Here is a 25,085-nt window from a genome sequence, read left to right as displayed (position 1 = left end):
CGTAGGCAGAACAGGGGCCTGGGTGGCAGGCGGGAACAAGGGCAGGCTGGACCGCGTACCCCAAAGATCTGAGGAGAACGGCAATGACCACCGTCGCCGCCTACGCCGCCCCCGCCGCCAAGGCTCCCCTGGAGCGCACCACCATCGAGCGCCGTCCCGTGGGCCCGAACGACGTGCTCATCGAGATCAAGTACGCCGGCATCTGCCACTCCGACATCCACCAGGCGAACGAGGGCTGGGGCGAGGCCATCTTCCCGATGGTGCCCGGCCACGAGATCGCCGGCGTGATCACCGAGGTCGGCTCCGCCGTCACCAAGTTCCAGGTCGGCGACCGCGCGGGCGTCGGCTGCTTCGTCGACTCCTGCGGCACGTGCGAGGCCTGTCTCTCGGGGCAGAACCAGTTCTGCCAGGACGGTGTCTCGACGTACAACGCGATCGGCCGGGACGGCAAGCCCGCCTACGGCGGCTACTCCACGCACATCGTCGTGGACGCCGACCACACCCTGCGCATCCCCGACAGCATCCCGCTGGACGTAGCGGCCCCGCTGCTCTGCGCCGGCATCACCCTGTACTCCCCGCTCAAGCGCTGGCAGGCCGGCCCCGGCAAGAAGGTCGCCATCCTCGGGCTCGGCGGCCTGGGCCACATGGGCGTGAAGATCGCGCACGCCCTCGGCGCCGAGGTGACCGTGCTCAGCCAGACGCTGCGCAAGAAGGACGACGGGCTCAAGCTGGGCGCCGACCACTACTACGCGACCAGCGACGAGGACACCTTCAAGCAGCTCGCGGGCTCCCTCGACCTGATCGTCTCCACCGTGTCCGCGCCGCTGGACCTGGGCGCGTACCTCTCGCTCCTGAAGACGGGCGGCGCGTTCGTCAACGTGGGCGCCCCCGAGGAGCCGAACGCGCTCAACATGTTCGGCCTCATCGGCGGCAACAAGATCCTCGCCGGTTCGATGATCGGCTCCATCGCCGAGACCCAGGAGATGCTCGACTTCTGCGCCGAGCACAGCCTGGGCGCGGAGATCGAGCTGATCCGCGCCGACCAGATCAACGAGGCGTACGAGCGCGTGCTGGCCAGCGACGTGCGCTACCGGTTCGTGATCGACACCGCGACGATCTGATCCCGGCTCGGCTGTGGTGTCACGGCCCCGCCCCGGCCGGTCGCGAGGACGGCGGCCCGGGGCGGGGAGGTGAACCCGGCCCGTAGGCTCGACGGCATGATCAGCACCCTCGCCGTCGAGAACTACCGGTCCCTGCGGAGGCTCGTCGTGCCGCTCGGGCGCCTCAACGTGGTGACCGGGTCCAACGGCACCGGCAAGTCCTCCCTCTACCGGGCTCTGCGGCTGCTCGGCGACTCCGCGCGCGGCGGTGCCGTGGCCGCTCTTGCCCACGAGGGCGGGCTGCCCTCCACGCTGTGGGCCGGTCCCGAGAAGACGGGCCGTGCGGTGCGCGAGGGGCTGCACCCGCTCCAGGGCACCGTGCGCAGCGAGCCCGTCAGTCTGCGACTCGGCTTCGCGGGCGACGCGTTCGGGTACGCCGTCGACTTCGGCCACCCCGCCCCGAACGACAACCGCTCCCTGTTCGACCTCGACCCCGAGATCAAGTCCGAGGCGATCTGGAGCGGCCCGGTGCTGCGCCCGGCCGCGCTGCTGTCCGAGCGCAGGGGCGCCGCCGTCAAGGTGCGGGCCGCCGACGGCACCTGGCACCGCTCGCACGGCGCGCTCCGCCCGTACGACTCGATGCTCGGCGAGCTCGCCGACCCGCAGCGCGCCCCCGACGTGCTCGCCGTGCGCGAGCAGATCCGCGCCTGGCGCTTCTACGACCATGTACGCACCGACGCGCACGCCCCCGCCCGCAGCGCCCAGGTCGGCACTCGCACCCCGGTGTTGAGCGCCGACGGCGCCGACCTGGCGGCCGCGCTCCAGACCATCCGCGAGATCGGCGACCGCGACGCGCTGGACGAGGCGGTGGACGCGGCGTTCCCCGGCAGCCGCGTCGAGATCGGCCTGCTCGGCACCCGCTTCGAACTCCAGCTGCGCCAGCACGGACTGCTCCGCCCCCTGACCGCCGCCGAACTCTCCGACGGCACCCTGCGCTACCTGCTGTGGGTCGCGGCGCTGCTCACCCCCCGCCCACCCGAGCTGCTCGTCCTCAACGAGCCCGAGACGAGCCTGCACCCCGACCTGCTCGCCCCGCTCGCCGACCTGATCCGTACGGCCACCAAGCACTCCCAGATCGTGGTCGTCACCCACGCCCGCCCGCTGGCCGCCGAGCTCTCGCGCGGAGCCGAAGTCATCGAGCTGGTCAAGGAGTTCGGGCAGACGGTGGTCGAGGGGCAGGGGCTTCTGGACGAGCCGGCGTGGCACTGGCCCAAGCGGTAGCCGTAGCCGGGGGTTCCGGCGGGGGCCGGTGCAGGGCGTGCAGGCAGAGACCACCGACGATGAGCGCGAGGCTCGTCCAGCCGTTCATCGCCGACCCGGATGCGGCGGAGGAGGCTGTCGCGGGCCTCCTCCGCCAGGCGCGCGAGGCCGGCCTCACCGCTCCGGGGCTGGACGAGAGGGCCGAGGCGATCGGCCTGCTCGCGATGTCGGCCGGTCTGGGGACGAGCATCCTGGTCGGCCAGCGGGACACGGAGTCGGCGACGGGGGTGCTGGGGCTGCACCTGGACCGGATCTTCGGGGCGGGTTAGAGCCCTTCGGGGGTGGGCCGGTGCTCGACGTACTCGATCACGGTGCCGTCCGGGTGCCGGACATGGAACCCGGACCCCGTGGGCACCTTGTGCAGCGGGTCGAGGATCTCCGCGCCGAGCGCGGTCAGCCGGGCGAGATGCGCGGCGGCATCGTCGACGAGCAAGGTGCCGTCGACATCGAGGAACGGCGCGACGGCGTCGTCGGACCCCTCGACGAGCAGGAAGCCGCCGACCGCGGCAAGGGCGAGCCCCTTCGCCGGATAGGTGAACCACATGTCGCGCTCTACACCCTGGACTTCCTCGTAGAAGCGGGTGAGCTCTTCGAGCGTGCCCGGCCCGGTGAAGACGCGGATGAAGGCGCGGGGCGCGGTGAGGGCGGAGGAGTCGTTGCTGCGTCGCTGCACGAGGGGGGTGGCGTCGTGTCGAGTCATGGGTTCAGCCTCGGACTCCCAAGGGGTGGCAACCAGGCGCCGGTTGATGCGGTGAGTCGGGGTCATAGGCTGAGGCGAAGAGGGGGACCGAGGACGCGGGGCGTGCGTTCGGGGAGATCCGCACGTGTGACGGCGGGCGTACGCCCGGGGAGGTGGTGGGTGTGACGGCGGGCATCGGGGGCGATGGCAGCGGTGTTGCTCGGCGGCAGGAGCTCGGCGGATTCCTGCGCGCCCACCGCGAACGCCTCAGCCCCGCAGAACTGGGCCTGCCCGCCGGGGCGAGGCGCCGCACCCCGGGCCTGCGCCGCGAGGAGGTGGCCGCGCTCTCCGGGGTGGGCGTGGCCTGGTACTCCTGGTTGGAGCAGGGCCGGGTCGAGACATCCCGTCAGGTGCTGGACGCGGTGAGCCGCACCCTGCGCCTGGACGCGACGGCCCACGCCCACGTCCTGACCCTGGCGGGCTTCGCGGCACCCGAGCCGACGGTGCCCCTGGACGCCAACACCCGGGCCCTGATGGACAGTTGGGGCGAGACTCCGGCCGTGGCTCTCGACCCGGCACTCTTCATGACAGCGTGGAACGAGGCATACGCAGCCCTCTGGCCGGACCCGGCGCGCATCGCGGCCCCGGACCGGAACCTGCTGCTCCTGCTGCTCACGGACCCGCCCCACCAGAGGCTGCTGCCCGACTGGGAGCCGGTGGCGATGGACCTGCACCGCCACTTCCGCACCCGCGCGGACCGCAACCCCCACGACGACCGGGTCCGCCGCCTCACCGCCCGCCTGCGCGAGGCCCGCCCCGACCTGGCGGAGTGGTGGTCCTGCCGCGAGGTCGGCGACTTCGGGAGCCGTACGGTCGAACTGTCCCCGGTGCCGGGAGCCCCGGGGCTTAGCTCGACGATGACGCTGCTCTACCCAGCGGCGGGCGCGGACCCGATCCTGGTCCAGCGGCTGGGCTGACCCGGGGTCAGAGGAGCTTCTGGGGGGCTTCGTACTGGTCGACCGGTGCGAGGTTGCAGGCGGCCTTGGGGCCGGTGAGGCCGTGTCCGCCGATGCCCTCGCCCTCGGGCAGCGGCACCAGGCAGCGGCCGTCGACGTTGACGAGCGAGGCGCCGTAGGTGTTGAGGATGCCACCCGCTCCTTCGCCGTCCGTGCCCGTGATGACGGTGTCGCCGTTGCGGGTCGCGAAGGCCGAGGCGCCGTCGCTGCTCCCACCGGTGCCGGGCATGCTGGCGCCGGTGGCGGCACCGGTGAGGCTGCCGGTGAGGTTGCTGACGGTGCCGGTGGGGTTGCTGACGGCGCCCGTGGGGTTGCCGACGACGTTGCTGACGGTGCCGGTGGGGTTGCCGGCGACGCTGCTGACGGGGGCGGTGAGGTTGCTGGTGCCGGTGAGGTTGGTAACGGTGCCGGCGGCGCCGCTGACGGTGCCGCAGTTGCAGCCGGTGCCGGTGCCGCTCGTGGTCGGGTTCTGCGCGGCGCCGAGGACGCTCTGGATCGCGTCGGCGGCGGTCTTGTGGCCCTGGGGCACCGGGTTGTTCGCCGAGGCGGGCGCTGCGACGGCCATCGTTGCGGCGGTGGCGAAGGCCGCTCCGGCGAGAACCTGCTTGATCACGGTTGTGCTCCCATTCGGTGGTTGGTCGGGGGTGACAGGCTCGCCCTGTGAAACCTGCCGCCCCTTGGAACGAGGCACATGCACAACACGTCACGAAGTGTGCTCATTCGGACCAACGCGGAGTGGGGGCCAGTGCGTCCGCCGTCCGCAGGAAGTCTCCGGGGCCGGGGACGCGGCCGCACCCGGAAGCGAACGCTCTCGGCCGCCGGCGGCACCGGTACTCGACGCGCGTGTCCGGTGCCCCGGTCGGCCGCCGAAGGGTCAGAGGAGCTTCTGCGGGCCCTGGTACTGGTTGACGGGTGCGACGTTGCAGGCGGCCTTGGGTCCGCCGAAGGCGTGTCCGCCGATGCCCTCGCCCTCGGGCATCGGGATCGCGCAGCGGAGGTCGGCGCTGATGAGCGGGGCGCCGTAGGTGTTGAGGATGCCGCCCGCCCCGCCCGCGATGACGGTGTCACCGTTGCGGGTCCCGAAGTCCCTGGTGTCTGCGGAGGCGGGTGCGGCGACGGCCATCGTCGCGGAAATGGCGAGGGCCGACCCGGCGAGAATCTTCTTGATCACGGTTGTGCTCCCATTCGGTGGGTCAGAGAGGCTGACAGGCCCGCCCCGTAGGGAAACCTGCGACCCCTGGAGGGGCCGGACAAGGGGCGGGCATCCGGCGCGCACCGCACCGGACGCCGTGCCCTGTCCGACCCTGATCCACCGGACGCCCCCTCGACGGAGGAACATGCACAACACGTCATAAAATGCGCCCGTTAAGACTAAAAACGGACACATGGAGGGGCTGGTGTGCCCCGGTCAGGTCGGCGGGGTGGTGAGTGAGAAGGGTCCCGGGGCGACTGGTCGGCCCCGGGACCCTTGTGCACTCTCCAATGCGCCGGGTTCAACGGCTCGCCGTCGCCCCGGTCACCCCGGTTCCCCCGCACAGCCCATTCAGGGTTGCGCGAGCTGTGCGGGTTGTTGTTCGTTCAGCCTGTCGTGCCGGGTTTTCCGGTGGGAGACCCGTACGGCAGGTGGTGCGTCAGAGCAGCTTCTGCGGGGCCTGGTACTGGTCGACGGGGGCGATGTTGCAGGCGGCCTTCGGTCCGCCGAGGGCGTGTCCGCCGATGCCCTCGCCCTCGGGCAGCGGCACCGCGCAGCGGAGGTCGACGTTGGCGAACGGGGCGCCGTAGGTGTTGCCGATGCCGCCCGCCTCACCCGCGATGGTGGTGTTGCCGTTGCGGGTCGCGAAGTCCGTGGCGCCGACGCTGCCCATGGCGCCGGTGCTGCTCACCGTCGGGCCCGCGGCGGCGGCGAGGAGGCTCTGGAGCGTGCTGGTGGGGATCTGGAGCGGGGTGGTGGCCGGCGGGGTGACGGCCTTCGGCTTCGGGGTCTGCGCCGAGGCGGGCGCGGCGATGGCCATCGTTGCGGCGGTGGCGAAGGCCGCTCCGGCGAGAACCTGCTTGATCACGGTTGTACTCCCAATGGTGGGTCGGAGAGGGGGTGACAGGCCTGCCCGGGGGAAGCCCGTCCCTCCTGGAACGAGGGACCTGGGCATCACGTCACAAATTGTGCTCATTCGGACCAATGCCAACCCGTCGGCGCGGCAGTCACCGGGCTCGCGCGCTCCGCGCCGTCTCTGCCTGCCCCGGCCCGACCGGCGGGGTCGTGGGTGCCCCGCGCCCCGGGGCGACCGGCCGGACCCCGGGACCCCTGGGCGCACTCTCCGTCGTGATCTTGCCCCGGGTCCAACGGCTCTCCGCGGCCCCGGTCACCCCGCTTCCCCCGCCCAGCCCATCGCGAGCCCGCCGAGCCGTGAACGCCCCCCGGCCGGGAAGCCGTCCGGGCTGGGTCAGCTCCCCGCCTTCGCCACGCCTATCGGGCACGAGACCCCCGTGCCGCCGATGCCGCAGTAGCCCGCCGGGTTCTTGTCCAGGTACTGCTGGTGGTACGGCTCCGCGGCGTAGAACGGACGCCCCTCGGCCGGCAGCAGCTCCGTCGTGATCGTGCCGTGGCCCGAGGCCGTCAGGACCTTCTGGTAGGCCTCGCGGGACGCCCGGGCCGTGGCCTCCTGGGCGGGGGTGTGGGTGTAGATCGCCGAGCGGTACTGGGTGCCCACGTCGTTACCCTGGCGGAAGCCCTGCGTCGGGTCGTGGTTCTCCCAGAACACCTTCAGGAGCTGCTCGTACGAGACGACGGCGGGGTCGTACACCACCCGGACCGCCTCAGTGTGGCCCGTCAGGCCCGAGCAGACCTCCTCGTACGCCGGGTTCACCGTGCTCCCGCCCTGGTAGCCCGTCAGCGTCGTCCAGACGCCCGGGGTCTGCCAGAACTTGCGCTCGGCGCCCCAGAAACAGCCCATCCCGAAGTCCGCGATCTCAAGCCCCTCGGGGTACGGCCCCGCCAGCGGGTTGCCCAGGACCGTGTGCCGGGACGGCAGGGTGAATTCGGGCTCCGGGCGTCCCTTGAGGGCCTGCTCGGGGGTGGGCAGCTCGGGCGTACGGCGGCCGAAGATCATCGGGGGCTCCTCGGAAGAGTGTGGATGCCTAGGGGGAACGTACGGCCGGGCCGAGAGATTCCGGCCACCCCCATGGGCCTCCCCTACGGCCGCCGCAGCGTCGCCGGGCTCCCGCCGTTCGCCTCGTACCCCGCCACCGCAAGGGCCCGGCACAGGGTGTAGTCCGCCGCCGGGTCCTCGGAGACCGTCCAGGGGAGGGCACCCACGTAGCCGTCCAGGGCCACGAACTGGTCCATCGACTCCGCCCAGCGTTCGGCGCGTACCAGGAAGAAGACCAGGAGGTGGCGGACCTGGGGCAGGACCGGGTCGTCGGGGCGGGCCTGGTGGACGGCGTGCAGGGCGCCCTCCATGGCGCGGCTCACCACCGCCGTGCGGTAGAAGTCGCTGACCAGGACGACGTCCGGCACGTGCTCGTACACAGAGAAAAGGGGCAGCGCGGAGAGGAGGGAGCCGTGCGGGGCGCGGGCCGCGGCCGACGTCGCGAACTCGTCGGCCTGCGCGCGCGAGCCGTGCCACTTCTCGCAGTGGTAGTGCAGGGCCGCGAGGTGCGCGCCCATGTGGTGCGGGGCGCGGTCCATGACCTTGGCCCACAGCCGGTCGAACTCCGGTCGGGGGTAGGCCAGTCCACGCGCCACCGCGAGTTCGGTGATGTACGGGACGGAGTCGCCCGGCGCGAGCAGCGCGGCCTCGCCGCACACCGTGCGCGCCTCCTCCAGGATGATGCGGAAGTCGTCCTGGCCGACGGAGGAGGACCGCCAGGCCTGCTGGACCAAAAACTCCGCGTGCACCTGCGCGGCCCCCGCGTCCTTCGGTGCCTGAGAGCGCCACTTGCGCAGCCAGGCCCCGCCGATGCCCGGGCGCTGGGCGAGCTCCAGGGAAGCCGCGCCCGCGAACGCCTGGACGCGCTGCCAGCGCCGCTCGCCCTCCTTCGGGGTCTCGGCGAGGAGGCGGGCGGCCGGCTTCCAGTCCTGGGTCTGCTGCACCACGGCGAGCACGTCGAGGAGATCCTGGTCGGGCCCGGGCATGCGCACATCGAGCTCCTCCTGGAGCGCGAAGCCGTACGCCGCCGGGTCGGCGGCATCGGGCGCACCGGGAAGGGACAGCTGGATGCCGGTTCCGCCGCGGCGGAACACGAACCGGCCGATGATCGCGACGAGCATGCACAGCGCGAGCAGGGTCCACAGAATCTCCATGTCTCCCAGCGAACCAGACCGCGGCCGGATATGACGAACCCGGTGGGCCGACGAACTAGGCTCTGGGCCATGAGCCACGAGCACCTCGACAAGAGCTTCGAGACCATCGCGATCCATGCCGGGAACACCGCGGATCCGCTGACCGGTGCGGTCGTACCCCCGATCTACCAGGTCTCCACCTACAAGCAGGACGGCGTCGGCGGCCTGCGCGGCGGTTACGAGTACAGCCGCAGCGCGAACCCGACGCGGACCGCCCTCGAAGAGAACCTGGCGGCGCTCGAAGGCGGCCGCCGCGGCCTCGCCTTCGCCTCGGGGCTCGCCGCCGAGGACTGCCTGCTGCGCACGCTGCTCGCCCCCGGCGACCACGTCGTGATCCCGAACGACGCCTACGGCGGCACGTTCCGCCTGTTCGCGAAGGTCGTGTCGCGCTGGGGCGTGGAGTGGTCGGTCGCCGACACCTCGGACCCCGCCTCGGTGCGGGCCGCCGTCACCGACCGTACGAAGGTCATCTGGGTGGAGACGCCCTCCAACCCGCTGCTCGGCATCACGGACATCGCGGCCGTGGCGCAGGTGGCGGCGGACGCGGGCGCCAGGCTTGTCGTCGACAACACCTTCGCGAGCCCCTACCTCCAGCAGCCCCTGTCGCTCGGCGCGGACATCGTCGTGCACTCGCTGACCAAGTACATGGGCGGCCACTCCGACGTCGTGGGCGGCGCGCTGATCACCAACTCGGCCGAGATCGGCGAGGAGTTGGCGTACCACCAGAACGCGATGGGCGCGGTCGCCGGGCCCTTCGACTCGTGGCTGGTGCTGCGCGGCATCAAGACGCTTCCCGTCCGCATGGACCGGCACAGCGAGAACGCGGGCAAGGTCGCCGAGATGCTGACCCGGCACGCCAAGGTCACCCAGGTCCTGTACCCGGGGCTGCCCGAGCACCCGGGCCACGACGTCGCGGCCAAGCAGATGCGGGCCTTCGGCGGCATGGTCTCCTTCCGCGTCGAGGGCGGCGAGGAGGCGGCGGTCGAGGTCTGCAACCGTACGAAGCTGTTCACGCTCGGCGAGTCCCTCGGCGGTGTCGAGTCGCTGATCGAGCACCCGGGCCGCATGACGCACGCCAGCGTCGCGGGCTCCGCCCTGGAGGTCCCGGCGGACCTCGTCCGGGTCTCCGTGGGCATCGAGAACGCGGACGACCTCCTCGCCGACCTTCAGCAGGCGCTGGGCTAGAGCCCCTCGACGGGTGGCGTCACCGTCGAAGGGGGCGCCACCCACGGCTGGGCGATCGAGGCCCAGACCAGGAAGACGATCACCGCCACCGCGAGCAGCAGCCACAGCGTGCGGCGGACGAGGCGCCGCCGGTGCAGCATCCGCAGGCCCAACTCGGTTGCCCGGACGGCCAGTTCGGCCGGTACGGCCGGGTGCGGGCCGCCCTCCAGGAGACGGCGGACCTCGGCGGTCTTGCGGTCGGGCGTTCTCATCGCACGGCCTCCTCGCAGCCCCTCATGTGGCCACCCCGGGGGCCGGGGCGGCGGGCGCGGGCGGCGTCGGCGGGGTGCTGCGCATCGTGGCGATCGCCCGGGTGCAGATCGCCCGGACCCGGTCCGCCGGCAGCCCGACCAGCGCCGCCGTCTGCTCCTCGGCGACCCCTTCGTACAGGCGCAGCACGAGGATGAGCCGCTCCTGCGGGGTCAGCCGCGCGAGCAGCCCCTCGTCGGCGTGCGGCCGGGCCAGACCGGGTATCGCCGGCCGGTGGTAGCGCCAGGCGCCGCGAGCGAACCGGGCGGCGAGCTCCTGACGGGTGCGGTCGTACGGGTCCTCACCGCGCAGCCGGTCCCAGCGGGCGTACGTTTCGGCCAGCGCGGCGGTCAGCAGGCGCCGGGCGCGCGGGTTGTCGTCGGGAGGCTCGGCGGTGAGCAGGGTGGCGGCATGCAGCAACCGGCCGCCCGCGCCCGCCACGTACGACTCGAACTCCCGGGTGCGGCGGCGGTGTTGGCTGAAGTGCCGCTCGCGCATGAGCCTCATATGAGGGCAGGCGCGAGCCCCCGGTCAAGAGGTCGGCGCGGACGGCTCCTGAGCGGCCGACTGGCGGGCCGAGAGCGCGGAGTTGAAGCGCGTGAGCAGCGTGCAGAACGACTCCCGCTCGTGCTCCGTCCACCCGTCGGTGACCTGCGCCATCAGCTCGCGCCGCGAGGAGCGCACCTCTTCGAGGCGGGACTGGCCGCGCGGGGACAGCTGGAGCACGACCGCCCGGCCGTCCTCCGGGTGCGACGTGCGCTTGACCAGGCCGGTGTCGACGAGCGGCGCGACCTGGCGGGTCACGGTCGACGAGTCGATCCCCATGCCCGCGGCGAGCGCCTTGACGCCCATCGGGCCTTCCAGGTCAAGCCGGTTGAGCAGCAGGTACGCGGCCCGGTCCATCGAGTTGCGGACCTGCCCGACGCCGCCGAGCCTGGTCTGCTCGGCGCGGCGGGCGAACACGGCCACCTGGTGCTGGAGGGCATCGAGGAGGCCGGGGTCAAGCGGGGGAGTCATGTCCTGAACTGGGGGCATGGCCGGGGCTCTCTCGTGCGGGTGTCGGTGTGGTGGGGGACAGAGTACGCGGCCTGACCGGTATACGTACCGGCGGTGCGCAAACCTGTGGACAACTCCCCTGCGGATCGGAATCCGGGCGGCCGGAAAGCGCTGTGAGCTGCAAGACTTGCGGTCATGAGCTTCAGTACGTCTGGCCCCTTGCACCACCTCATCCTCGATGACATCCGCGGCGCGCAGAAGATGCTCTCGGGAGTGGCCCGCACCACCGCGATGGAGGGTTCCCGCTACCTGTCGTCGCTGGTCGGAGCGCCGGTCCACCTCAAGTGCGAGAACCTCCAGCGCACCGGTTCCTTCAAGCTGCGCGGCGCGTACGTGCGGATCGCCGGGCTGCGTCCCGAGGAGCGGGCCGCCGGGGTGGTCGCCGCGAGCGCGGGCAACCACGCACAGGGCGTGGCCCTTGCCTCGTCGCTGCTCGGCGTGCACTCCACGGTGTTCATGCCGATGGGCGCCCCGCTGCCTAAGGTCGCCGCGACCCGGCACTACGGCGCCGAGGTGATCCTGCACGGCACGGTCGTCGACGAGACGCTGGCCGCCGCCGAGGCGTACGCGGCCGAGACCGGCGCGGTGTTCATCCACCCCTTCGACCACCAGGACATCATCGCCGGGCAGGGCACCGTGGGCCTGGAGATCCTGGAGCAGTGCCCCGAGGTGCGCACGATCGTCGTCGGCATCGGCGGCGGGGGGCTCGCGGCGGGCATCGCGGTCGCGGTGAAGGCGCTGCGGCCCGACGTGAAGATCGTCGGCGTGCAGGCGGCGGCCGCCGCGGCCTACCCGCCCTCGCTGGCCGTCGGGCACCCGGTCGCCATCGACGCGGCGCCGACGATGGCCGACGGGATCAAGGTGGGACGACCGGGAGACATACCGTTCGCGCTGGTCAGCGAGCTGGTGGACGAGGTGCGTACGGTTTCCGAGGACGAGCTCTCCAGCGCGCTGCTGCTCTGCCTGGAGCGGGCGAAGCTGGTCGTCGAGCCGGCCGGGGCGAGCCCGGTGGCCGCACTGCTCAGCGATCCGGGGGCATTCCACGGGCCGGTCGTCGCGGTGCTGTCCGGCGGCAATGTGGACCCGCTCCTGATGCAGCGGATCCTGCGGCACGGCATGTCGGCGGCGGGCCGCTATCTGTCGCTGCGCCTTCGCCTCACCGACCGGCCCGGGGCGCTGGCCTCGCTTCTCGGGGAATTGTCAGTGCTGGATGCCAATGTGTTGGACGTGAGCCACGTACGGACCGACCCCCGGCTCGGACTCACGGAGGTGGAGGTCGAGCTGCACCTGGAGACGAAGGGCCCGGAGCACTGCAAGGAGGTGGCGTCGGCGCTGCGGGAGGCGGGCTACACCGTCATGGGCTGAGCCGGGATCCGCGCGACGGAGAGGGGGACGGGAAGGTTGCGCAGGACGGCTGACAGTACGCGATGTATCGCGTTATGGTGTGTGTGGCTCGACCAAGGCTTACCGGGCGACCCATGCCCGGAAAATCTAGGATTTATCCAGAAAGTCACAGTCAACACTGGGGGTACCCACATGCCAGGCGCCATCTATGCCGAAGGCCTGGTGAAGACTTTCGGCGATGTCACGGCTCTGGACGGCGTGGACCTCGATGTCCCGGAAGGGACGGTCCTCGGCCTGCTCGGCCCCAACGGCGCCGGCAAGACCACCACCGTGCGCGTCCTGACCACCCTGCTCCAGCCCGACCGCGGCAAGGCGGTCGTCGCGGGCATCGACGTCCTCAAGCATCCCAACGAAGTCCGCCGGTCCATCGGCCTGTCCGGCCAGTTCGCGGCCGTCGACGAATACCTCACCGGCCGCGAGAACCTCCAGATGGTCGGCTGGCTCTACCAGATGAACGGCAAGGCCGCGAAGGTGCGCGCGGGCGAACTGCTCGACCGCTTCAACCTCGCCGACGCCGCCGACCGCCCCGCCAAGACGTACTCCGGCGGCATGCGCCGCCGCCTCGACCTCGCGGCCGCCCTGGTGGTCTCGCCGCCCGTCATGTTCATGGACGAGCCGACCACCGGCCTCGACCCCCGCAACCGGCAGCAACTCTGGGAGGTCATCCAGGAGTTGGTCGCCGGCGGCACCACCCTGCTGCTCACCACCCAGTACCTCGAAGAGGCCGACCGCCTCGCCCACGACATCTGCGTCGTCGACCACGGCAAGGTCATCGCCCGCGGCAGCTCCGACCAGCTGAAGGCCCGCACCGGCGGCGAGCGCGTCGAGGTCGTCGTCCAGCAGAGCGACCAGATAGCCCCGGCCCGCGACGTGCTCGCGGGCTTCGGCAAGGGCGAGGTCAAGGTCGAGGAACACACCCGCCAGCTCACCGTCCCGGTCACCGGCGGCGCGAAGCTGCTCGCCGAGGTCATCCGCGAACTCGACGCCAGGGGCGTGGAGATCGACGACATCGGCCTGCGCCGCCCCACCCTCGACGACGTCTTCATCTCCCTGACCGGCCACGCGGCCGAGACGGTGAAGGAAGACGACGAAGAGAGCCCCGACGCCCACGGCAGGTCCAAGGGCCGCAAGGAGGCCGCGAAGTGAGTGCCATCACCGACACCATGCCCGCACCCCGGGCGCGCGGCGGCATCGGCGGGTCCGTACGGGACTCGCTGGTCGTGGCCAAGCGGAACTTGATTCGGATGTCCCGGATCCCGGAGATGGTCATCTTCGGCCTCATCCAGCCGATCATGTTCGTGGTGCTGTTCAGCTACGTCTTCGGCGGCTCGGTCAACATCGGCGGTACCACCGACCCCGGCGCCTACCGCGAGTTCCTGATGGCCGGCATCTTCGCGCAGACCGTCACCTTCGCGACCGCCGGAGCGGGCGCGGGCATCGCCGACGACATGCACAAGGGCCTCATCGACCGCTTCCGCTCGCTGCCCATGGCGCGCGGCGCGGTCCTGACCGGTCGCACGCTCGCCGACCTCGTGCAGACCACCCTGACCGTCGTCGTCCTCGCGATCGTGGCCCTCCTGGTGGGCTGGCGCATCCACAACGGCCTGCCGAAGATGCTCGGCGCCTTCGCCCTGCTGCTCCTGCTCGGGTACGCCTTCTCCTGGATCGGCGCCCTGATCGGCCTCTCCGTACGTACCCCCGAGGCGGCCACCTCGGGCGGGCTGATCTGGCTGTTCCCGGTCACCTTCGTGTCCAACGCGTTCGTGAACACCTCGGGCATGACGGCCTGGCTGCGCCACATCGCCGAGTGGAACCCCTTCAGCGCGACCGTCCAGGCCTGCCGCAAGCTGTTCGGCAACCCGGGCGTGGTCGACTCCGGCGCCTGGCCGATGCAGCACCCGGTCTGGGCCTCGCTGCTCTGGTCGATCCTGATCATCGCGGTCTTCCGCACGCTGGCGGTCCGCAAGTACCGCTCGGCCACGGCGTAGCACGACGAAGCCCCCGGCCGCTCAAAGGCGGCCGGGGGCTTCGTGCTGAGTTCAGGCAGGGCGTACGGGCGTCAGCCGCTGAACGGCTTGGCGTCGAGGATCTTCACCGAGGCCTTCTTGCCGTTGGGCAGCTCGTACTCGGCGTCCTCACCGACCTTCTTGCCGTTCACGCCCGAGCCGAGCGGCGACTGCGGCGAGTACGTCTCGAAGTCGTCCGACGCGTATTCGCGGGACGCCATCAGGAACTGCAGGGTGTCGTCCTCGTCGCCGTCGAAGGCGATCGTGACGAGCATGCCGGGAGCCACCACGCCGTCCGCGGCGGGGGCCTCGCCGACCTTGGCGTGCTCCAGGAGCTGGGTCAGCTGGCGCACCCGGAGCTCCATCTTGCCCTGCTCCTCCTTGGCCGCGTGGTACCCGCCGTTCTCCCGGAGGTCACCCTCCTCACGGGCCGCCGCGATCTTTACGGCGATCTCCGTGCGCGCGGGACCAGACAGGTACTCCAGCTCGGCCTTGAGCTGGTTGTACGCCTCCTGGGTCAGCCAGGTGACGTTGTCGCTGGTCTGGGTCACAGGTGCTCCTCGTCGGTACTGGGAATACAAAGCATCGCCCTACCCACAAGCATGTGCCTTGATGGGTGGGCGAAACCACGAGCCTAACAATTCAGGCGCCGTAGGGGGAGGACATAAACCGCTAGAACTTCATCAACGCAGGTCAGGGCCGGTGCGTCGTCAACCTTGATCAATAACCTGAGCAGTACGGGGCCAGGCCGGGCCGGTCGGGCTCAGTCGGACTGGCAGCCGACCAGGTCGGCGGCCGTCGCCCGCGAGGTCGTGGTGATCGTGACCACCTTGTCGACCTGCCCGACCGGTTCGTCGAACCGGAAGTCCGCCCGGCCCACGTCGTCGCCGCTGGTCTGCTGGGCGCGCAGGGTGCAGGTGCCCTTGGCGTCCTTGTCCTTGCGGACCTCCAGGTGCACCTCGACCGAGGTGTCCGAGACGACCTTGAACTTGATCACCTGCGCGGAGAGCGACTGCCCGCCCACGTAGTCGTAACCGATCCAGCCGATCACGCCGAGCACTACGACCCCGAGCGCGGCGCCGATGATCTTCAGCTTGCGGTCCGCGCGCTCGTCCGCCGAGCGCCCGTAGCGCCCCTGGGGAAGCTGCTCGCGAACAGCGGCCATGATCGTCCTCCTGCTGGTGGGGGTCGCCGGAATTTTCCGCCCCCCGATTCGGTCACTATAGAAGCCGCCCATTGCGCCGATCACAGAGGGCGCCGAATTCACTTACTGAGTCACCGAGGATCGAGTCTTGACTGAGCAGCTGCGACTGATGGCCGTCCACGCCCACCCCGACGACGAGTCGAGCAAGGGCGCGGCCACCATGGCGAAGTATGTGTCCGAGGGGGTGGACGTGCTGGTCGTGACCTGCACAGGAGGCGAGCGCGGCTCCATCCTCAACCCCAAGCTCCAGGGCGACAAGTACATCGAGGAGCACATCCACGAGGTCCGCAAGAGGGAGATGGACGAGGCGCGCGAGATCCTCGGCGTGAGCCAGGAGTGGCTCGGCTTCGTCGACTCGGGGCTGCCCGAGGGCGACCCGCTGCCGCCGCTGCCCGAGGGCTGCTTCGCCCTGGAGGACGTCGACCTCGCGGCCGGCCGCCTCGTGCGGTCCATCCGCACCTTCCGTCCGCAGGTCATCACGACGTACGACGAGAACGGCGGCTACCCGCACCCCGACCACATCATGACCCACAAGATCACGATGGTGGCCTTCGAGGGCGCGGCCGACACCGAGAAGTACCCGGAGGCCGAGTTCGGCCCGGCCTTCCAGCCGCAGAAGCTCTACTACAACCAGGGCTTCAACAAGCCGCGCACGGTCGCCCTGCACGAGGCGCTGCTCGCCCGCGGCATGGAGTCCCCGTACGGCGAGTGGCTGGAGCGCTGGAAGGAGTTCGAGCGCGCCGAACGCACGCTGACCACGCACGTTCCGTGCGCGGAGTTCTTCGAGATCCGGGACAAGGCGCTGATCGCGCACGCCACCCAGATCGACCCGGACGGCGGCTGGTTCCGCGTGCCGCTCGACCTCCAGAAGGAGGTCTGGCCGACCGAGGAGTACGAGCTCGCGAAGTCGCTCGTGGACACTTCCCTCCCCGAGGACGACCTCTTCGCGGGCGTACGCGACAATGCCTGATATGAGCGCAAGCCTCGCAGTGACGCACATGGTCCCGCTGGCCGCGGAGATCAACAACGACAAGGTGACGCCGGGTGTCCTCGGCTTCATCGTCTTCGCCGCTCTCGCGCTTGGCGTGTGGATGCTGATGAAGTCGATGAACCGCCACATGGGCAAGGTGGACTTCGAGGAGGCCCCGGACCCGTCCGTGGCGACCCCGGCGGCCGCCCCGGGCAAGGGCGCACCGAAGAACGCCTGACCTTCCGGGTCCGCTGAGCGCCCGCGCCGCGCCCGTCCAGGGACGCGGCCGTGGGCGCCGTTCAGCCGTGGCCGACGGCGTCAGCGCCCGGCCGTCACCGGCACCCCCATGACCTCCCGGGCGTGCCGGTCCGGGACCATGCCCAGGTGCCAGGCCTGCCAGCCCGCCTCCAGGGAGATGCCGCGCTCCAGCATGAGCGCGAAGGCCTCCGCGCAGTCCTCCAGCTTGCTGTCGCGGGAGTCGTGCGTGGCGCGCAGGAGCTGGGCCACCTCCTCCTGGGCGACCGCCGTGCCGACGTCCACGCCGCCCGCGCCCGCGTACGGCAGCAGCGTGCAGCGCAGGAAGCGGGACCAGTCGCCGCCCCGCCGGTCGTCGTACGAGGCGAACAGTGCGGTCGCCTCGTCGCACAGCGCGAGCGCCGGGCCGGGGCGGTTGTTGCCCGCGTCGATCAGCGCGAGCTCCAGACACGTCCAGGCCTCGCCGTGCGCCACCCCGATGCGGTGGAAGTCGGCGCGCGCGTCGACCAGGAGCTGGCGGGCGAAGCCGGAGTTGCGCAGGTTGCCGGTCTGGGCGGCGCGCTGGTCGCGGGTGACCCGGCCCGAGTGATGGCGGGCGCAGGCGAGCCCGTACACGTCCCGCATCCGCGAGAACATCGTGCGGGCCCGCTCCAGCTCTCGCACCGCCTGGTCGCGGTCGCCGCGCTCCTCCAGGGCCTGGCCCAGGTAGTACAGCGTCCACGCCTCGCCGCGCGCGTCCTCCTGCTCGCGATGGCGTGACAGGGCCTGGCGGAGCTGGTCGACCGCGGCGGACGCGTCGCCGTCGACGAGCCGGGCGCGGGCCAGCTGGGTCATCGCCCAGGCCTCGCCGCGGCCGTCGCGGGTGCGCCCGTACAGGTCGAGCGCGGTACGCAACTCCTCTTCCGCGCGCGGGACTTCACCCATCCGCAGATACAGCTGGCCGAGCTGGAAGTGCGTCCAGGCCTCGCCGTGCAGCGACTCGTTCTCGCGGTGCAGGGCCAGCGCGGTGGCGAGCAGGGTCAGCGCGCCGGACAGGTTGGAGCGGTCGCGCTCGACGGCCGCGAGCGCGTGCAGCGACCAGGCGCGGTCGCCGGAGAGATCCTCGCCGGCCTGGAGGTCGATGGCCTCGCGAAGGCGGGCCGCCGCCTCGGCCAGGTTGCCCTGGTGGTGCAGGGTGATGCCGAGTGAGCACAGGGCGAGCGCCTGGCCCGCCTCGTGCTGGGCCTCGCGGTAGAGGTTGACCACGGACGACAGCGTCGTACGCGCGGTGTCGAGCTCGCCGAGCTGGCGGGCCGCGATGCCGGTGCGCCACTGCACGGAGCGGACGAGCAGGCCCTGGTCTACGGCCTGGGTCAGCTCGCTGATCTCGCCCAGGCGGTAGAGGTCGCCGCGCAGCAGGCAGTAGTCGCACAGCGCGCCGAGCAGGCTGAGCACGGCCTCCTGGTCGACGCCCTCGGCCTGGCGCAGGGCGGCCGTGATGAAGCTCGACTCGTCGTCCAGCCAGCGCAGCGCCGCGTCCAGGGAGGGGAAGCCGTGTCCGCCGAACTGGCCGGCCCGGGTCGACATCTTGCCGTCGACCATGCGGCCCACGGCGTCGGCGAGCTCCGCGTAGTTGCGGATGAGGCGTTCCTGCGCGGCCACCCGCTCGGCCTGTTCCTCCTCGTCGGCGAGGCGGGCCTCGGCGAAGGACCGTACGACGTCGTGCAGCCGGTAGCGGCTGCCGCGTACGTGGTCGATGAGCCCGGCCGCGGCAAGCGCCGTGAGCTGGCGCTGGGCCTCCTGCTCGTCGGCGGCGAGCAGCGACGCAGCGGCCGCCGCCCCGAGCGAGGCCCGGCCCGCGAGCGCCAGGCGGCGCAGGAGGCGGCGGGCCGGCTCGGACTGGTCGGTGTAGCGCAGCCACAGGGCCCGCTCGGCGGGCGCCACCGGGCCGTACGCCGCGAGATCCGCGGCGAGTGCCCGCACCGAACGCGGCCCGAGCGAGGATCCGGCGATGCGCAGCGCCAGCGGGAGCCCGCCGCACAACTGCCGTACCAGCTCGGCCGATTCGGCGTCGTAGGGGCCGGGTTCCTTCTCCTCGGCGGACTCGCGAAGGAGCTCCTCGGCGCCCGCCGCGTCCAGCGGCTCGACGGCCAGCTGGTGCACCCACGCCGGGAAGTCGGCGGGCAGGTCGAGCGGCCTGGACGAGGTGACGAGCACCAGGCCCTCGGAGCGCTGCGGCACCAGGGTGCACACCTGCTCGGCGTCGTCGGTGTCGTCCAGTACGACGGTGACCGCGAGGCCCGTCAGATGCTGGTGGTAGAGCTCGGCGAGGCGGCGCACCTGCTGTTCGGGGGACGATCTTCCCCGAGAGCTCGACTCCGCTCGATCAGGGGAGACCCCATTTCGGAACAAGAGCTGTTCGCGGGGCGCGCCGAGCCGGTTGAGCAGGTGGAGGAGCGCGTCCCGGGTCGGCAGCGGGCTCTCGCCCGACAGGCCGCCGCCGCGCATGTCGACCAGGCACGCGCCGCGGAACTGGTCGCGCAGCCCGTGCGCGGCCCGCACCGCGAGGGTGCTGCGGCCGGAGCCGGGCGCGCCGTGCAGAACGACGACGACCGGGCGGGTCTCCGTCGAGGCGCGGGCCGCCTGCACCCACTGGCCGATCCGGGCCAGCTCGGAGCGCCGCCCCGCGAACGGGCCCTGCGGATCGGGCAGATGGCCGAACGACTGCTCAAGGACCGACCTGCGGCGGGCCGCCGCGCTCTTGTCCGTGCCGCGCAGCTGGGTCGGCACCTTCTTCTGCGGCGGCTTGGGGCTCACCGCGCGCTGCTGGTCCAGGAACGGCCGGATGCCCCGCACCTCAAGGGCCGTCAGCCACTGGAGCCGCAACTGCTCCAGGCCGCCCGGCTGGCCGAGCGCCCCGGCCCGCCGGTGTGCGGCCGGCACGTGCGAGGCCGTCACCTTGGCGACCGTCCCCGCGGCCCCGGCCACCGCCACGGCCGCCCCGGTACCCACCGCGCCGCCCGCGCCGACCCCGAGCGCGATGTCGACAACGACGGCTGCGACGGCTCCAACTCCCGTGGCCAGCAAGCCAGTTGGGCCGCCGTCACGCTTGAATCGTTTCCCGAACGACAGCTGCCCGGCCGCCGCCTCGTCCAGGGCGTGGGTGTAGGCCGCATACTCCTCCGCGGCGCTCTGGGCCAGCGCGTCGAGCGCGCCCCGGCCCCGGGAGAGCAGGGCGCTCCCGTCGGACCGCCCGCCGGAGCGCCGTACCTCTTCCTCCACGGCGCGTACCAACAGCCGCTCGGCCTCGGCCCGATGGCTGTCCCGCATGTGCGTCCCCCTCCGAGAGTCCGTCGCCCGCCTACCTCTCCAAGTGTCCAGCGTGACGCGCGTCGGCGCGAGGGAGTCGGCGGATCATCTCCCGTGTGGGGGAGTATGGGGTCATGCCGAACCGCCTCTCCCATGAGACGTCCCCGTACCTCCTGCAGCACGCCGACAACCCGGTCGACTGGTGGCCCTGGTCGCCCGAGGCCTTCGAGGAGGCCCGCGAACGCGGGGTTCCGGTGCTGCTCAGCGTCGGGTACAGCAGCTGTCACTGGTGTCATGTCCTCGCGCACGAATCGTTCGAGGACGAGGTCACGGCGGCCTTCATGAACGAGCACTTCGTGAACGTGAAGGTGGACCGCGAGGAACGGCCCGACGTCGACGCCGTCTACATGGAGGCGGTGCAGGCGGCGACCGGGCAGGGCGGCTGGCCCATGTCCGTGTTCATGACCCCGGACGGCGAGCCGTTCTACTTCGGTACGTACTTCCCGCCCGAGCCCCGGCACGGCATGCCGTCCTTCCGGCAGGTCCTCGAAGGCGTCCAGGGTGCGTGGGTCAACCGGCGCGACGAGGTCGCCGAGGTCGCCGGGAAGATCACCCGCGATCTGGCGGCCCGCGAACTGGACCACGGTACGGGCGGGCTGCCCGGCGAGGAGGAGCTCAACCAGGCGCTGCTCGGGATCGTCCGCGAGTACGACCCGGCGAGCGGCTGGCTCGGCAGTGGCGACACCAAGTTCCCGCCGGGCATGGTGATCGAGTTCCTGCTGCGCCACCACGTCCGGACCGGGTCCGAGGGCGCCCTGGAGATGGCCGAGGGCATGTGCGAGGCGATGGCCCGCTCCAGCCTGTACGACCAGCTCGGCGGCGGCTTCCACCGCTACGTACTGCGCCCGCGCCCGGGGGCCGCCCTGGTGCCGCACTTCGAGAAGATGCTGTACGACAACGCCCTGCTGTGCCGGGTGTACGCCCACCTGTGGCGGGTCACCGGCTCCGACCTGGCACGCCGGGTCGCCCTGGAGACCGCCGACTTCATGGTGCGCGAGCTGCGCACCAACGAGGGCGGGTACGCCTCCGCTCTGGACGCCGACAGCGACGATGGTGCCGGACACCATGTGGAGGGTGCGTTCTATGTGTGGACGCCCGCGCAGCTCGCGGAGGTCCTGGGCGAGCAGGACGGTGAGGCGGCGGCCCGGCACTTCGGGGTGACGGAGGAGGGCACGTTCGAGGAGGGCGCCTCTGTCCTCCAACTGCCTTCGGAAGGTGGCGAGTTGGATGCTTCGGTGTACGAGCGGCTGCTGGCTGCGCGTGAGCTGAGGGAGCGCCCGGGGCGGGACGACAAGCTGGTGGCCGCGTGGAACGGCCTGGCGATCGCGGCGCTCGCCGAGGTGGGCGCGCTCTTCGACCGCCCGGACCTCGTGGAGCGCGCGACGGAGGCCGCGGACGTTCTCGTACGGGTCCACATGGACGGCCACGCCCGGCTCGCCCGTACCTCCAAGGACGGTCAAGTGGGCGCGAACAGTGGGGTGTTGGAGGACTACGCGGATGTCGCCGAGGGCTTCCTCGCGCTGGCCGGGGTGACGGGGGAGGGGGTCTGGCTGGAGTTCGCGGGGTTCCTGCTCGACATCGTCCTGGACCAGTTCGTCGGCGAGGAGGGCGTGCTCTACGACACCGCGCACGACGCGGAGAAGCTGATCCGGCGCCCCCAGGACCCGACGGACAACGCGACGCCCTCGGGGTGGACGGCCGCGGCTTCGGCCCTGCTGTCGTATGCGGCGCACACGGGGTCCTCGGCGCACCGGGAGGCGGCGGAGGGGGCGTTGGGGGTGGTCCGGGCGCTCGGTCCGCGGGCGCCGCGGTTCATCGGGTGGGGGCTCGCGGCGGCCTCCGCCGCGCTGGACGGGCCGCGGGAGGTCGCGGTGGTGGGTGCGCCCACCGACCCGCGGACGGGGGCGCTGCACCGCACGGCGCTGCTGGCCTCCGCGCCGGGGGCGGTGGTGGCGGTGGGGGTGCCGGGGGGTTCGGAGTTCCCGCTCCTCGCGGACCGGCCGCTGGTGGACGGGGCTCCGGCGGCGTATGTGTGCCGGCGGTTCACCTGCGAGGCGCCGGTTACGTCGGCGGACGCGCTGGCGGAGGCCCTGAGCTAGTCCCCTACCCCGCCCCTTCCCGCTGTGACACTCTGCGGCTCCGCCGCGTGGCCTCCGGGGGTTGTGGGTGTGCTGAGCTGGACTCCTGGGGCTCCGCCCCAGACCCCGTTCGCGCCTGAAGGGCGCCAGGGGCGCGGGGAACTGCGCGAGCAGCCATCCACGGCCCGCACCCGACGACACTCACCCCCGGCGGGTTTAGGGAAGGGGCGGGGAGGGGCCGACGGGGTCTGGGGCGGAGCCCCAGTGCACCCGGCCGGGGGTCTCCGCTACCGCGTGCTCAGGGTCAAGCCCTCGCTCAGCGTGTTCATCGTCCGGGCGATCAGATCCAGGAGGTCGTCCTCGTGGTTGTGCTCCGCCCAGTACACCGTCGTCTCGTGGAGCGCACCGAGCACCGCCATGGCGAAGACCCGGACCTCCAGGTCCACCCGTTCCCGCCCCGTCCGCTCCGCCAGCACGTCGCACAGCAACCGGCTCGTATCGGCCACCGATTCCATCATGCGGGCCCGCAGCGCCGGGACCTCCGCGATGAGGCGGGTGCGCTGCAGGGTCTCCTCGCGGTCGTGAACGAGCGAGAGCCGGGCTGCCTCGGTGATGACGTGCCGCAAGGATTCCAGCGGGGGCTCCGACGCCGGACGGGACCGCATCTCCCGCAGCATGATCGGGTCGAACTCGTCGGTCAGGACGATGTCTTCCTTGGTGGGGAAGTAGCGGAACACCGTCGAGGGAGAGACCTCCGCCGCCTCCGCGATCTGCTCGACCGTGGTCGCCTCGTACCCCTGCTCCGCGATCAGCCGGTACGTGGCCCGGCGGATCGCGGTGCGGGTCTTGATCTTCTTGCGTTCGCGCAGGCTCAGCTGCGGCTGGAGGCTCTCCGCGACCGCGTGGACCGGGTCGACCGGGTCGGCCGGGTCGAGGGAAGCGGCGGCGGCTGAGGTGCGGGAGGTGGCGGCCATGGTCCTCATTGTCCTGCATCGGGCGTGGCCGGGGCGACGTCGCCGGGCGCCGGACCTGCGGGTTCGGTCTTCGGGAGCAGGGCCGCGGCGAGCAGTGCGGTCACCACGGCGGCGGCGAAGCAGACCGGCAGGACGACTCCCATGCCGTGCACGTACGAGGAGTCGGCGGCCGCCAGGAGAGGGAGGTCGCCCGTCTTCGCGGACACTATGTGCGCGGCCACCACCGAGTCCGCCGCCGCATGTGGCGACCCCGCCGGCAGCCCGTCCGCGTACACACCCGCGAGCAGCGAGCCGAGCAGGGCGATGCCGATGGCGCTGCCCACCTGACGTACCGTCATGAGGAGCCCGGTGCCGAACGCGTCGTTGCCGAGCACCGCCTGGAGGTGGGGCGGCAGCACGAACATGAGGCCGGACAGGATGAACATCACCAGCGTCGCGGCGAGCGTGTTCAGCAGGAACGGCCGGTGGCCGAGCAGCTTGAGGTCCGGCATCGGGCGCGCGGCCCGCCGCTCCCGTACGACCGGAGCCGCGATCAGGACCTCCCCGCCGCCCAGCATGGCGAGCACCAGCGGGCTGCCCCAACCCCGGTTCGGGGCCTCGATGATGGCGTAGATCAGTGCGCCGAGCCCGGCCGGGAGCATCAGCGCCGCGAACACGATGACGTACGCGTCGGCCATCCACTGCTGCTGGCCGGTGGTGGCGCCGAGCTGGGCGGCCATGGTCGGCAGCGAGACGTTCAGGCAGGATCGTCATGTCGAAGCCGAGCACCAGCATGCTCGCGACCATCGCCCCGAGCGCCCACCAGCGGCGGGCGTCCGGGGCCGGCGCGACCGTGAGCGCCGCGGCGCCGGTGAGGGGTGTGGGCGGTGTGGTCGTCATGGTCGGCCCCCGTGGGTGAGTTCCGTACGCCCGGTCATGCGCAGGGTGAGAGTTTCTGTCTTGTGACAGTAACTCTCAAAAGAATCTCAGTGCCAATGGCTCGGGAACGGTGAAGGCCCCCGGCGCCTTCGCGCCGGGGGCCTTCGGGGCCGGAGTCGGGTTATCCGTGCTGGTAGGCGACGAGCGAGATGCCCACGTAGTGCACGACGAACGCGGCCAGGGTCAGCGAGTGGAACACCTCGTGGAAGCCGAAGAAGCGGGGTGACGGGTTCGGGCGCTTGATGCCGTAGATCACGCCGCCCGCGCTGTAGAGGAGCCCGCCGACGACGACCAGGACGAGCACCGCGATGCCGCCGGCCCGCATGAAGTCGGGCAGGAAGAAGACGGCCGCCCAGCCCATCGCCAGGTAGCAGGGGGTGTAGAGCCAGCGTGGGGCGCCGATCCAGAACACCCGGAAGGCGATACCGGCCGCCGCGGCCGCCCACACCGCCCACAGCAGGACGCGGCCGGTGGAGTCCGGCAGCAGGAGCAGGGTGAGCGGGGTGTAAGTGCCCGCGATGATGAGGAAGATGTTGGCGTGGTCGAGGCGGCGCAGGATCGCCTCCCCCCGCGGGCCCCAGTTGCCCCGGTGGTAGAGGCCGCTGACCCCGAAAAGCAGGCAGGCGGTCAGGACGTAGATCCCGCAGGCGATCCGGGCCTTGGCGGAGTCCGCGAGCGCGGTCAGCACCAGGCCCGAGATCAGTACGGCCGGGAACATCCCGGCGTGCAGCCAGCCGCGCATCTTCGGCTTCACCTGTTGTGTCACCGGGTCGATCGCGGGGGCCATCACCTGATCAGTCATGGTCCGCATGCTACCTACGGCTCCGTAGGTTACGGATAGGTACGGCCCGTAACCGAGCGTCCCTCAGTCGTCGGGTAAGTGAACGGCAAATGGCAGTTAAGAAGGCGGTAAGTGGTGATGCTCACGTGAGAGGCCCCCTGGAC

General features: G+C 71.7%; 25 protein-coding genes and 2 pseudogenes. 12 read left to right on the top strand and 15 right to left on the bottom strand.

Annotation, left to right across the window (positions count from 1 at the left end):
- Positions 1-83: 83 nt before the first annotated feature.
- The 3 genes and pseudogenes from ACSHXC_RS14765 to ACSHXC_RS14755 form a co-directional block, all read left to right on the top strand.
- Complete coding sequence (locus tag ACSHXC_RS14765; protein WP_438292041.1) at positions 84-1,121, top strand: NAD(P)-dependent alcohol dehydrogenase; 1,038 nt, start codon at positions 84-86, stop codon at positions 1,119-1,121.
- Positions 1,122-1,217: 96 nt separating this feature from the next.
- A complete protein-coding gene (locus ACSHXC_RS14760; RefSeq protein ID WP_438292040.1) occupies positions 1,218-2,381 on the top strand; it encodes an AAA family ATPase in 1,164 nt (387 codons plus the stop codon).
- A 71-nt stretch (positions 2,382-2,452) separates the two neighbouring features.
- Positions 2,453-2,689 (top strand): annotated as a pseudogene (locus tag ACSHXC_RS14755) (TetR/AcrR family transcriptional regulator); the annotation flags it as partial.
- Here the strand turns inward: ACSHXC_RS14755 and ACSHXC_RS14750 are convergent.
- On the bottom strand, positions 2,686-3,120 hold the full coding sequence (locus ACSHXC_RS14750; protein ID WP_438292039.1) for a VOC family protein: 435 nt from the start codon (positions 3,118-3,120) through the stop codon (positions 2,686-2,688). The pseudogene ACSHXC_RS14755 and the gene ACSHXC_RS14750 overlap by 4 nt on opposite strands.
- Before the next feature lie 161 nt (positions 3,121-3,281).
- Between ACSHXC_RS14750 and ACSHXC_RS14745 the strand changes: the two genes are divergently transcribed.
- Positions 3,282-4,076: an MmyB family transcriptional regulator gene (locus tag ACSHXC_RS14745; RefSeq protein WP_438292038.1), complete on the top strand. Its 795-nt coding sequence runs from the start codon at positions 3,282-3,284 to the stop codon at positions 4,074-4,076.
- Positions 4,077-4,083: 7 nt separating this feature from the next.
- On the opposite strand, the gene ACSHXC_RS14740 is transcribed toward ACSHXC_RS14745, so the two are convergent.
- The 5 genes from ACSHXC_RS14740 to ACSHXC_RS14720 all read right to left on the bottom strand — a co-directional run bounded on the left by ACSHXC_RS14740 (position 4,084) and on the right by ACSHXC_RS14720 (position 8,415).
- Positions 4,084-4,728: a hypothetical protein gene (locus tag ACSHXC_RS14740; protein WP_438292037.1), complete on the bottom strand. Its 645-nt coding sequence runs from the start codon at positions 4,726-4,728 to the stop codon at positions 4,084-4,086.
- A gap of 261 nt (positions 4,729-4,989) precedes the next feature.
- The gene (locus tag ACSHXC_RS14735) at positions 4,990-5,286 is read right to left on the bottom strand and encodes a hypothetical protein (protein WP_438292036.1); all 297 of its coding nucleotides are present in this window, start codon (positions 5,284-5,286) and stop codon (positions 4,990-4,992) included.
- Positions 5,287-5,746: 460 nt separating this feature from the next.
- A complete protein-coding gene (locus tag ACSHXC_RS14730) occupies positions 5,747-6,175 on the bottom strand; it encodes a hypothetical protein (RefSeq protein ID WP_438292035.1) in 429 nt (142 codons plus the stop codon).
- 381 nt (positions 6,176-6,556) lie between these two features.
- Entirely contained in the window at positions 6,557-7,222 is a 666-nt protein-coding gene (msrA, locus tag ACSHXC_RS14725) for a peptide-methionine (S)-S-oxide reductase MsrA (RefSeq protein ID WP_438292034.1), read from the bottom strand.
- A gap of 83 nt (positions 7,223-7,305) precedes the next feature.
- On the bottom strand, positions 7,306-8,415 hold the full coding sequence (locus ACSHXC_RS14720; RefSeq protein ID WP_438292033.1) for a hypothetical protein: 1,110 nt from the start codon (positions 8,413-8,415) through the stop codon (positions 7,306-7,308).
- 69 nt (positions 8,416-8,484) lie between these two features.
- Here ACSHXC_RS14720 and ACSHXC_RS14715 point away from each other — a divergent pair, with 69 nt between their 5' ends.
- Complete coding sequence (locus tag ACSHXC_RS14715; RefSeq protein ID WP_386035929.1) at positions 8,485-9,639, top strand: cystathionine gamma-synthase; 1,155 nt, start codon at positions 8,485-8,487, stop codon at positions 9,637-9,639.
- On the opposite strand, the gene ACSHXC_RS14710 is transcribed toward ACSHXC_RS14715, so the two are convergent.
- The 3 genes from ACSHXC_RS14710 to ACSHXC_RS14700 are packed head-to-tail and all read right to left on the bottom strand — an operon-like array spanning position 9,636 to position 10,962.
- Positions 9,636-9,890: a hypothetical protein gene (locus tag ACSHXC_RS14710; RefSeq protein ID WP_386103885.1), complete on the bottom strand. Its 255-nt coding sequence runs from the start codon at positions 9,888-9,890 to the stop codon at positions 9,636-9,638. The two genes, ACSHXC_RS14715 and ACSHXC_RS14710, sit on opposite strands and share 4 nt — an antisense overlap.
- Positions 9,891-9,912: 22 nt before the next feature.
- Positions 9,913-10,425, bottom strand: a complete 513-nt coding sequence (locus ACSHXC_RS14705) for a sigma factor-like helix-turn-helix DNA-binding protein (RefSeq protein WP_438292031.1) — start codon at positions 10,423-10,425, stop codon at positions 9,913-9,915.
- Between the two features lie 33 nt (positions 10,426-10,458).
- Positions 10,459-10,962, bottom strand: a complete 504-nt coding sequence (locus ACSHXC_RS14700) for a MarR family winged helix-turn-helix transcriptional regulator (RefSeq protein WP_189968650.1) — start codon at positions 10,960-10,962, stop codon at positions 10,459-10,461.
- A 156-nt stretch (positions 10,963-11,118) separates the two neighbouring features.
- Here ACSHXC_RS14700 and ilvA point away from each other — a divergent pair, with 156 nt between their 5' ends.
- The 3 genes from ilvA to ACSHXC_RS14685 all read left to right on the top strand — a co-directional run bounded on the left by ilvA (position 11,119) and on the right by ACSHXC_RS14685 (position 14,375).
- Positions 11,119-12,348 carry a threonine ammonia-lyase gene (gene ilvA, locus ACSHXC_RS14695; protein WP_438292030.1) on the top strand — a complete coding sequence of 410 codons (1,230 nt, stop codon included), beginning with the start codon at positions 11,119-11,121 and terminating at the stop codon, positions 12,346-12,348.
- Positions 12,349-12,519: 171 nt separating this feature from the next.
- Positions 12,520-13,533 (top strand): ATP-binding cassette domain-containing protein, encoded by a 1,014-nt coding sequence (locus tag ACSHXC_RS14690; RefSeq protein ID WP_438292028.1) that lies wholly within the window; start codon positions 12,520-12,522, stop codon positions 13,531-13,533.
- Between the two features lie 17 nt (positions 13,534-13,550).
- Positions 13,551-14,375: an ABC transporter permease gene (locus tag ACSHXC_RS14685; protein WP_438296583.1), complete on the top strand. Its 825-nt coding sequence runs from the start codon at positions 13,551-13,553 to the stop codon at positions 14,373-14,375.
- Between the two features lie 71 nt (positions 14,376-14,446).
- Here ACSHXC_RS14685 and greA read toward each other — a convergent pair whose 3' ends face one another.
- Together greA and ACSHXC_RS14675 are read right to left on the bottom strand one after the other, a co-directional pair.
- Positions 14,447-14,944, bottom strand: coding sequence for a transcription elongation factor GreA (greA, locus tag ACSHXC_RS14680; protein WP_386007444.1), 498 nt, complete (start codon positions 14,942-14,944; stop codon positions 14,447-14,449).
- Between the two features lie 212 nt (positions 14,945-15,156).
- Positions 15,157-15,558: a DUF4307 domain-containing protein gene (locus tag ACSHXC_RS14675; RefSeq protein WP_438292027.1), complete on the bottom strand. Its 402-nt coding sequence runs from the start codon at positions 15,556-15,558 to the stop codon at positions 15,157-15,159.
- Between the two features lie 127 nt (positions 15,559-15,685).
- On the opposite strand from ACSHXC_RS14675, the gene mca reads away from it, so the two are divergent.
- Together mca and ACSHXC_RS14665 are read left to right on the top strand one after the other, a co-directional pair.
- Positions 15,686-16,567 (top strand): mycothiol conjugate amidase Mca, encoded by an 882-nt coding sequence (mca, locus tag ACSHXC_RS14670; protein WP_438292026.1) that lies wholly within the window; start codon positions 15,686-15,688, stop codon positions 16,565-16,567.
- Positions 16,560-16,805 (top strand): hypothetical protein, encoded by a 246-nt coding sequence (locus ACSHXC_RS14665; RefSeq protein ID WP_438292025.1) that lies wholly within the window; start codon positions 16,560-16,562, stop codon positions 16,803-16,805. Before mca ends, ACSHXC_RS14665 begins: the two co-directional genes overlap by 8 nt.
- Before the next feature lie 80 nt (positions 16,806-16,885).
- Here ACSHXC_RS14665 and ACSHXC_RS14660 read toward each other — a convergent pair whose 3' ends face one another.
- On the bottom strand, positions 16,886-20,131 hold the full coding sequence (locus ACSHXC_RS14660; protein WP_438292024.1) for a tetratricopeptide repeat protein: 3,246 nt from the start codon (positions 20,129-20,131) through the stop codon (positions 16,886-16,888).
- A gap of 113 nt (positions 20,132-20,244) precedes the next feature.
- Here ACSHXC_RS14660 and ACSHXC_RS14655 point away from each other — a divergent pair, with 113 nt between their 5' ends.
- A complete protein-coding gene (locus tag ACSHXC_RS14655) occupies positions 20,245-22,269 on the top strand; it encodes a thioredoxin domain-containing protein (RefSeq protein ID WP_438292023.1) in 2,025 nt (674 codons plus the stop codon).
- 266 nt (positions 22,270-22,535) lie between these two features.
- Here ACSHXC_RS14655 and ACSHXC_RS14650 read toward each other — a convergent pair whose 3' ends face one another.
- Both ACSHXC_RS14650 and ACSHXC_RS14645 read right to left on the bottom strand, forming a co-directional pair.
- Entirely contained in the window at positions 22,536-23,222 is a 687-nt protein-coding gene (locus ACSHXC_RS14650) for a TetR/AcrR family transcriptional regulator (RefSeq protein WP_438292022.1), read from the bottom strand.
- Between the two features lie 5 nt (positions 23,223-23,227).
- A pseudogene (locus tag ACSHXC_RS14645) lies at positions 23,228-24,008 on the bottom strand (hypothetical protein).
- Here ACSHXC_RS14645 and ACSHXC_RS14640 point away from each other — a divergent pair.
- Positions 23,974-24,120, top strand: a complete 147-nt coding sequence (locus tag ACSHXC_RS14640) for a hypothetical protein (RefSeq protein ID WP_438297107.1) — start codon at positions 23,974-23,976, stop codon at positions 24,118-24,120. The pseudogene ACSHXC_RS14645 and the gene ACSHXC_RS14640 overlap by 35 nt on opposite strands.
- Before the next feature lie 141 nt (positions 24,121-24,261).
- Here the strand turns inward: ACSHXC_RS14640 and trhA are convergent, their stop codons facing one another.
- A complete protein-coding gene (trhA, locus tag ACSHXC_RS14635) occupies positions 24,262-24,951 on the bottom strand; it encodes a PAQR family membrane homeostasis protein TrhA (protein ID WP_438292021.1) in 690 nt (229 codons plus the stop codon).
- Between the last annotated feature and the right edge of the window lie 134 nt (positions 24,952-25,085).

The sequence above is a fragment of the Streptomyces sp. HUAS TT7 genome (assembly GCF_051550175.1).
In the GTDB taxonomy this organism is placed as follows: Bacteria; Actinomycetota; Actinomycetes; order Streptomycetales; family Streptomycetaceae; genus Streptomyces.
The sequence above is the reverse complement of the archived record's forward strand: the minus strand, read 5'-3'. Positions and strand labels throughout refer to the sequence as shown.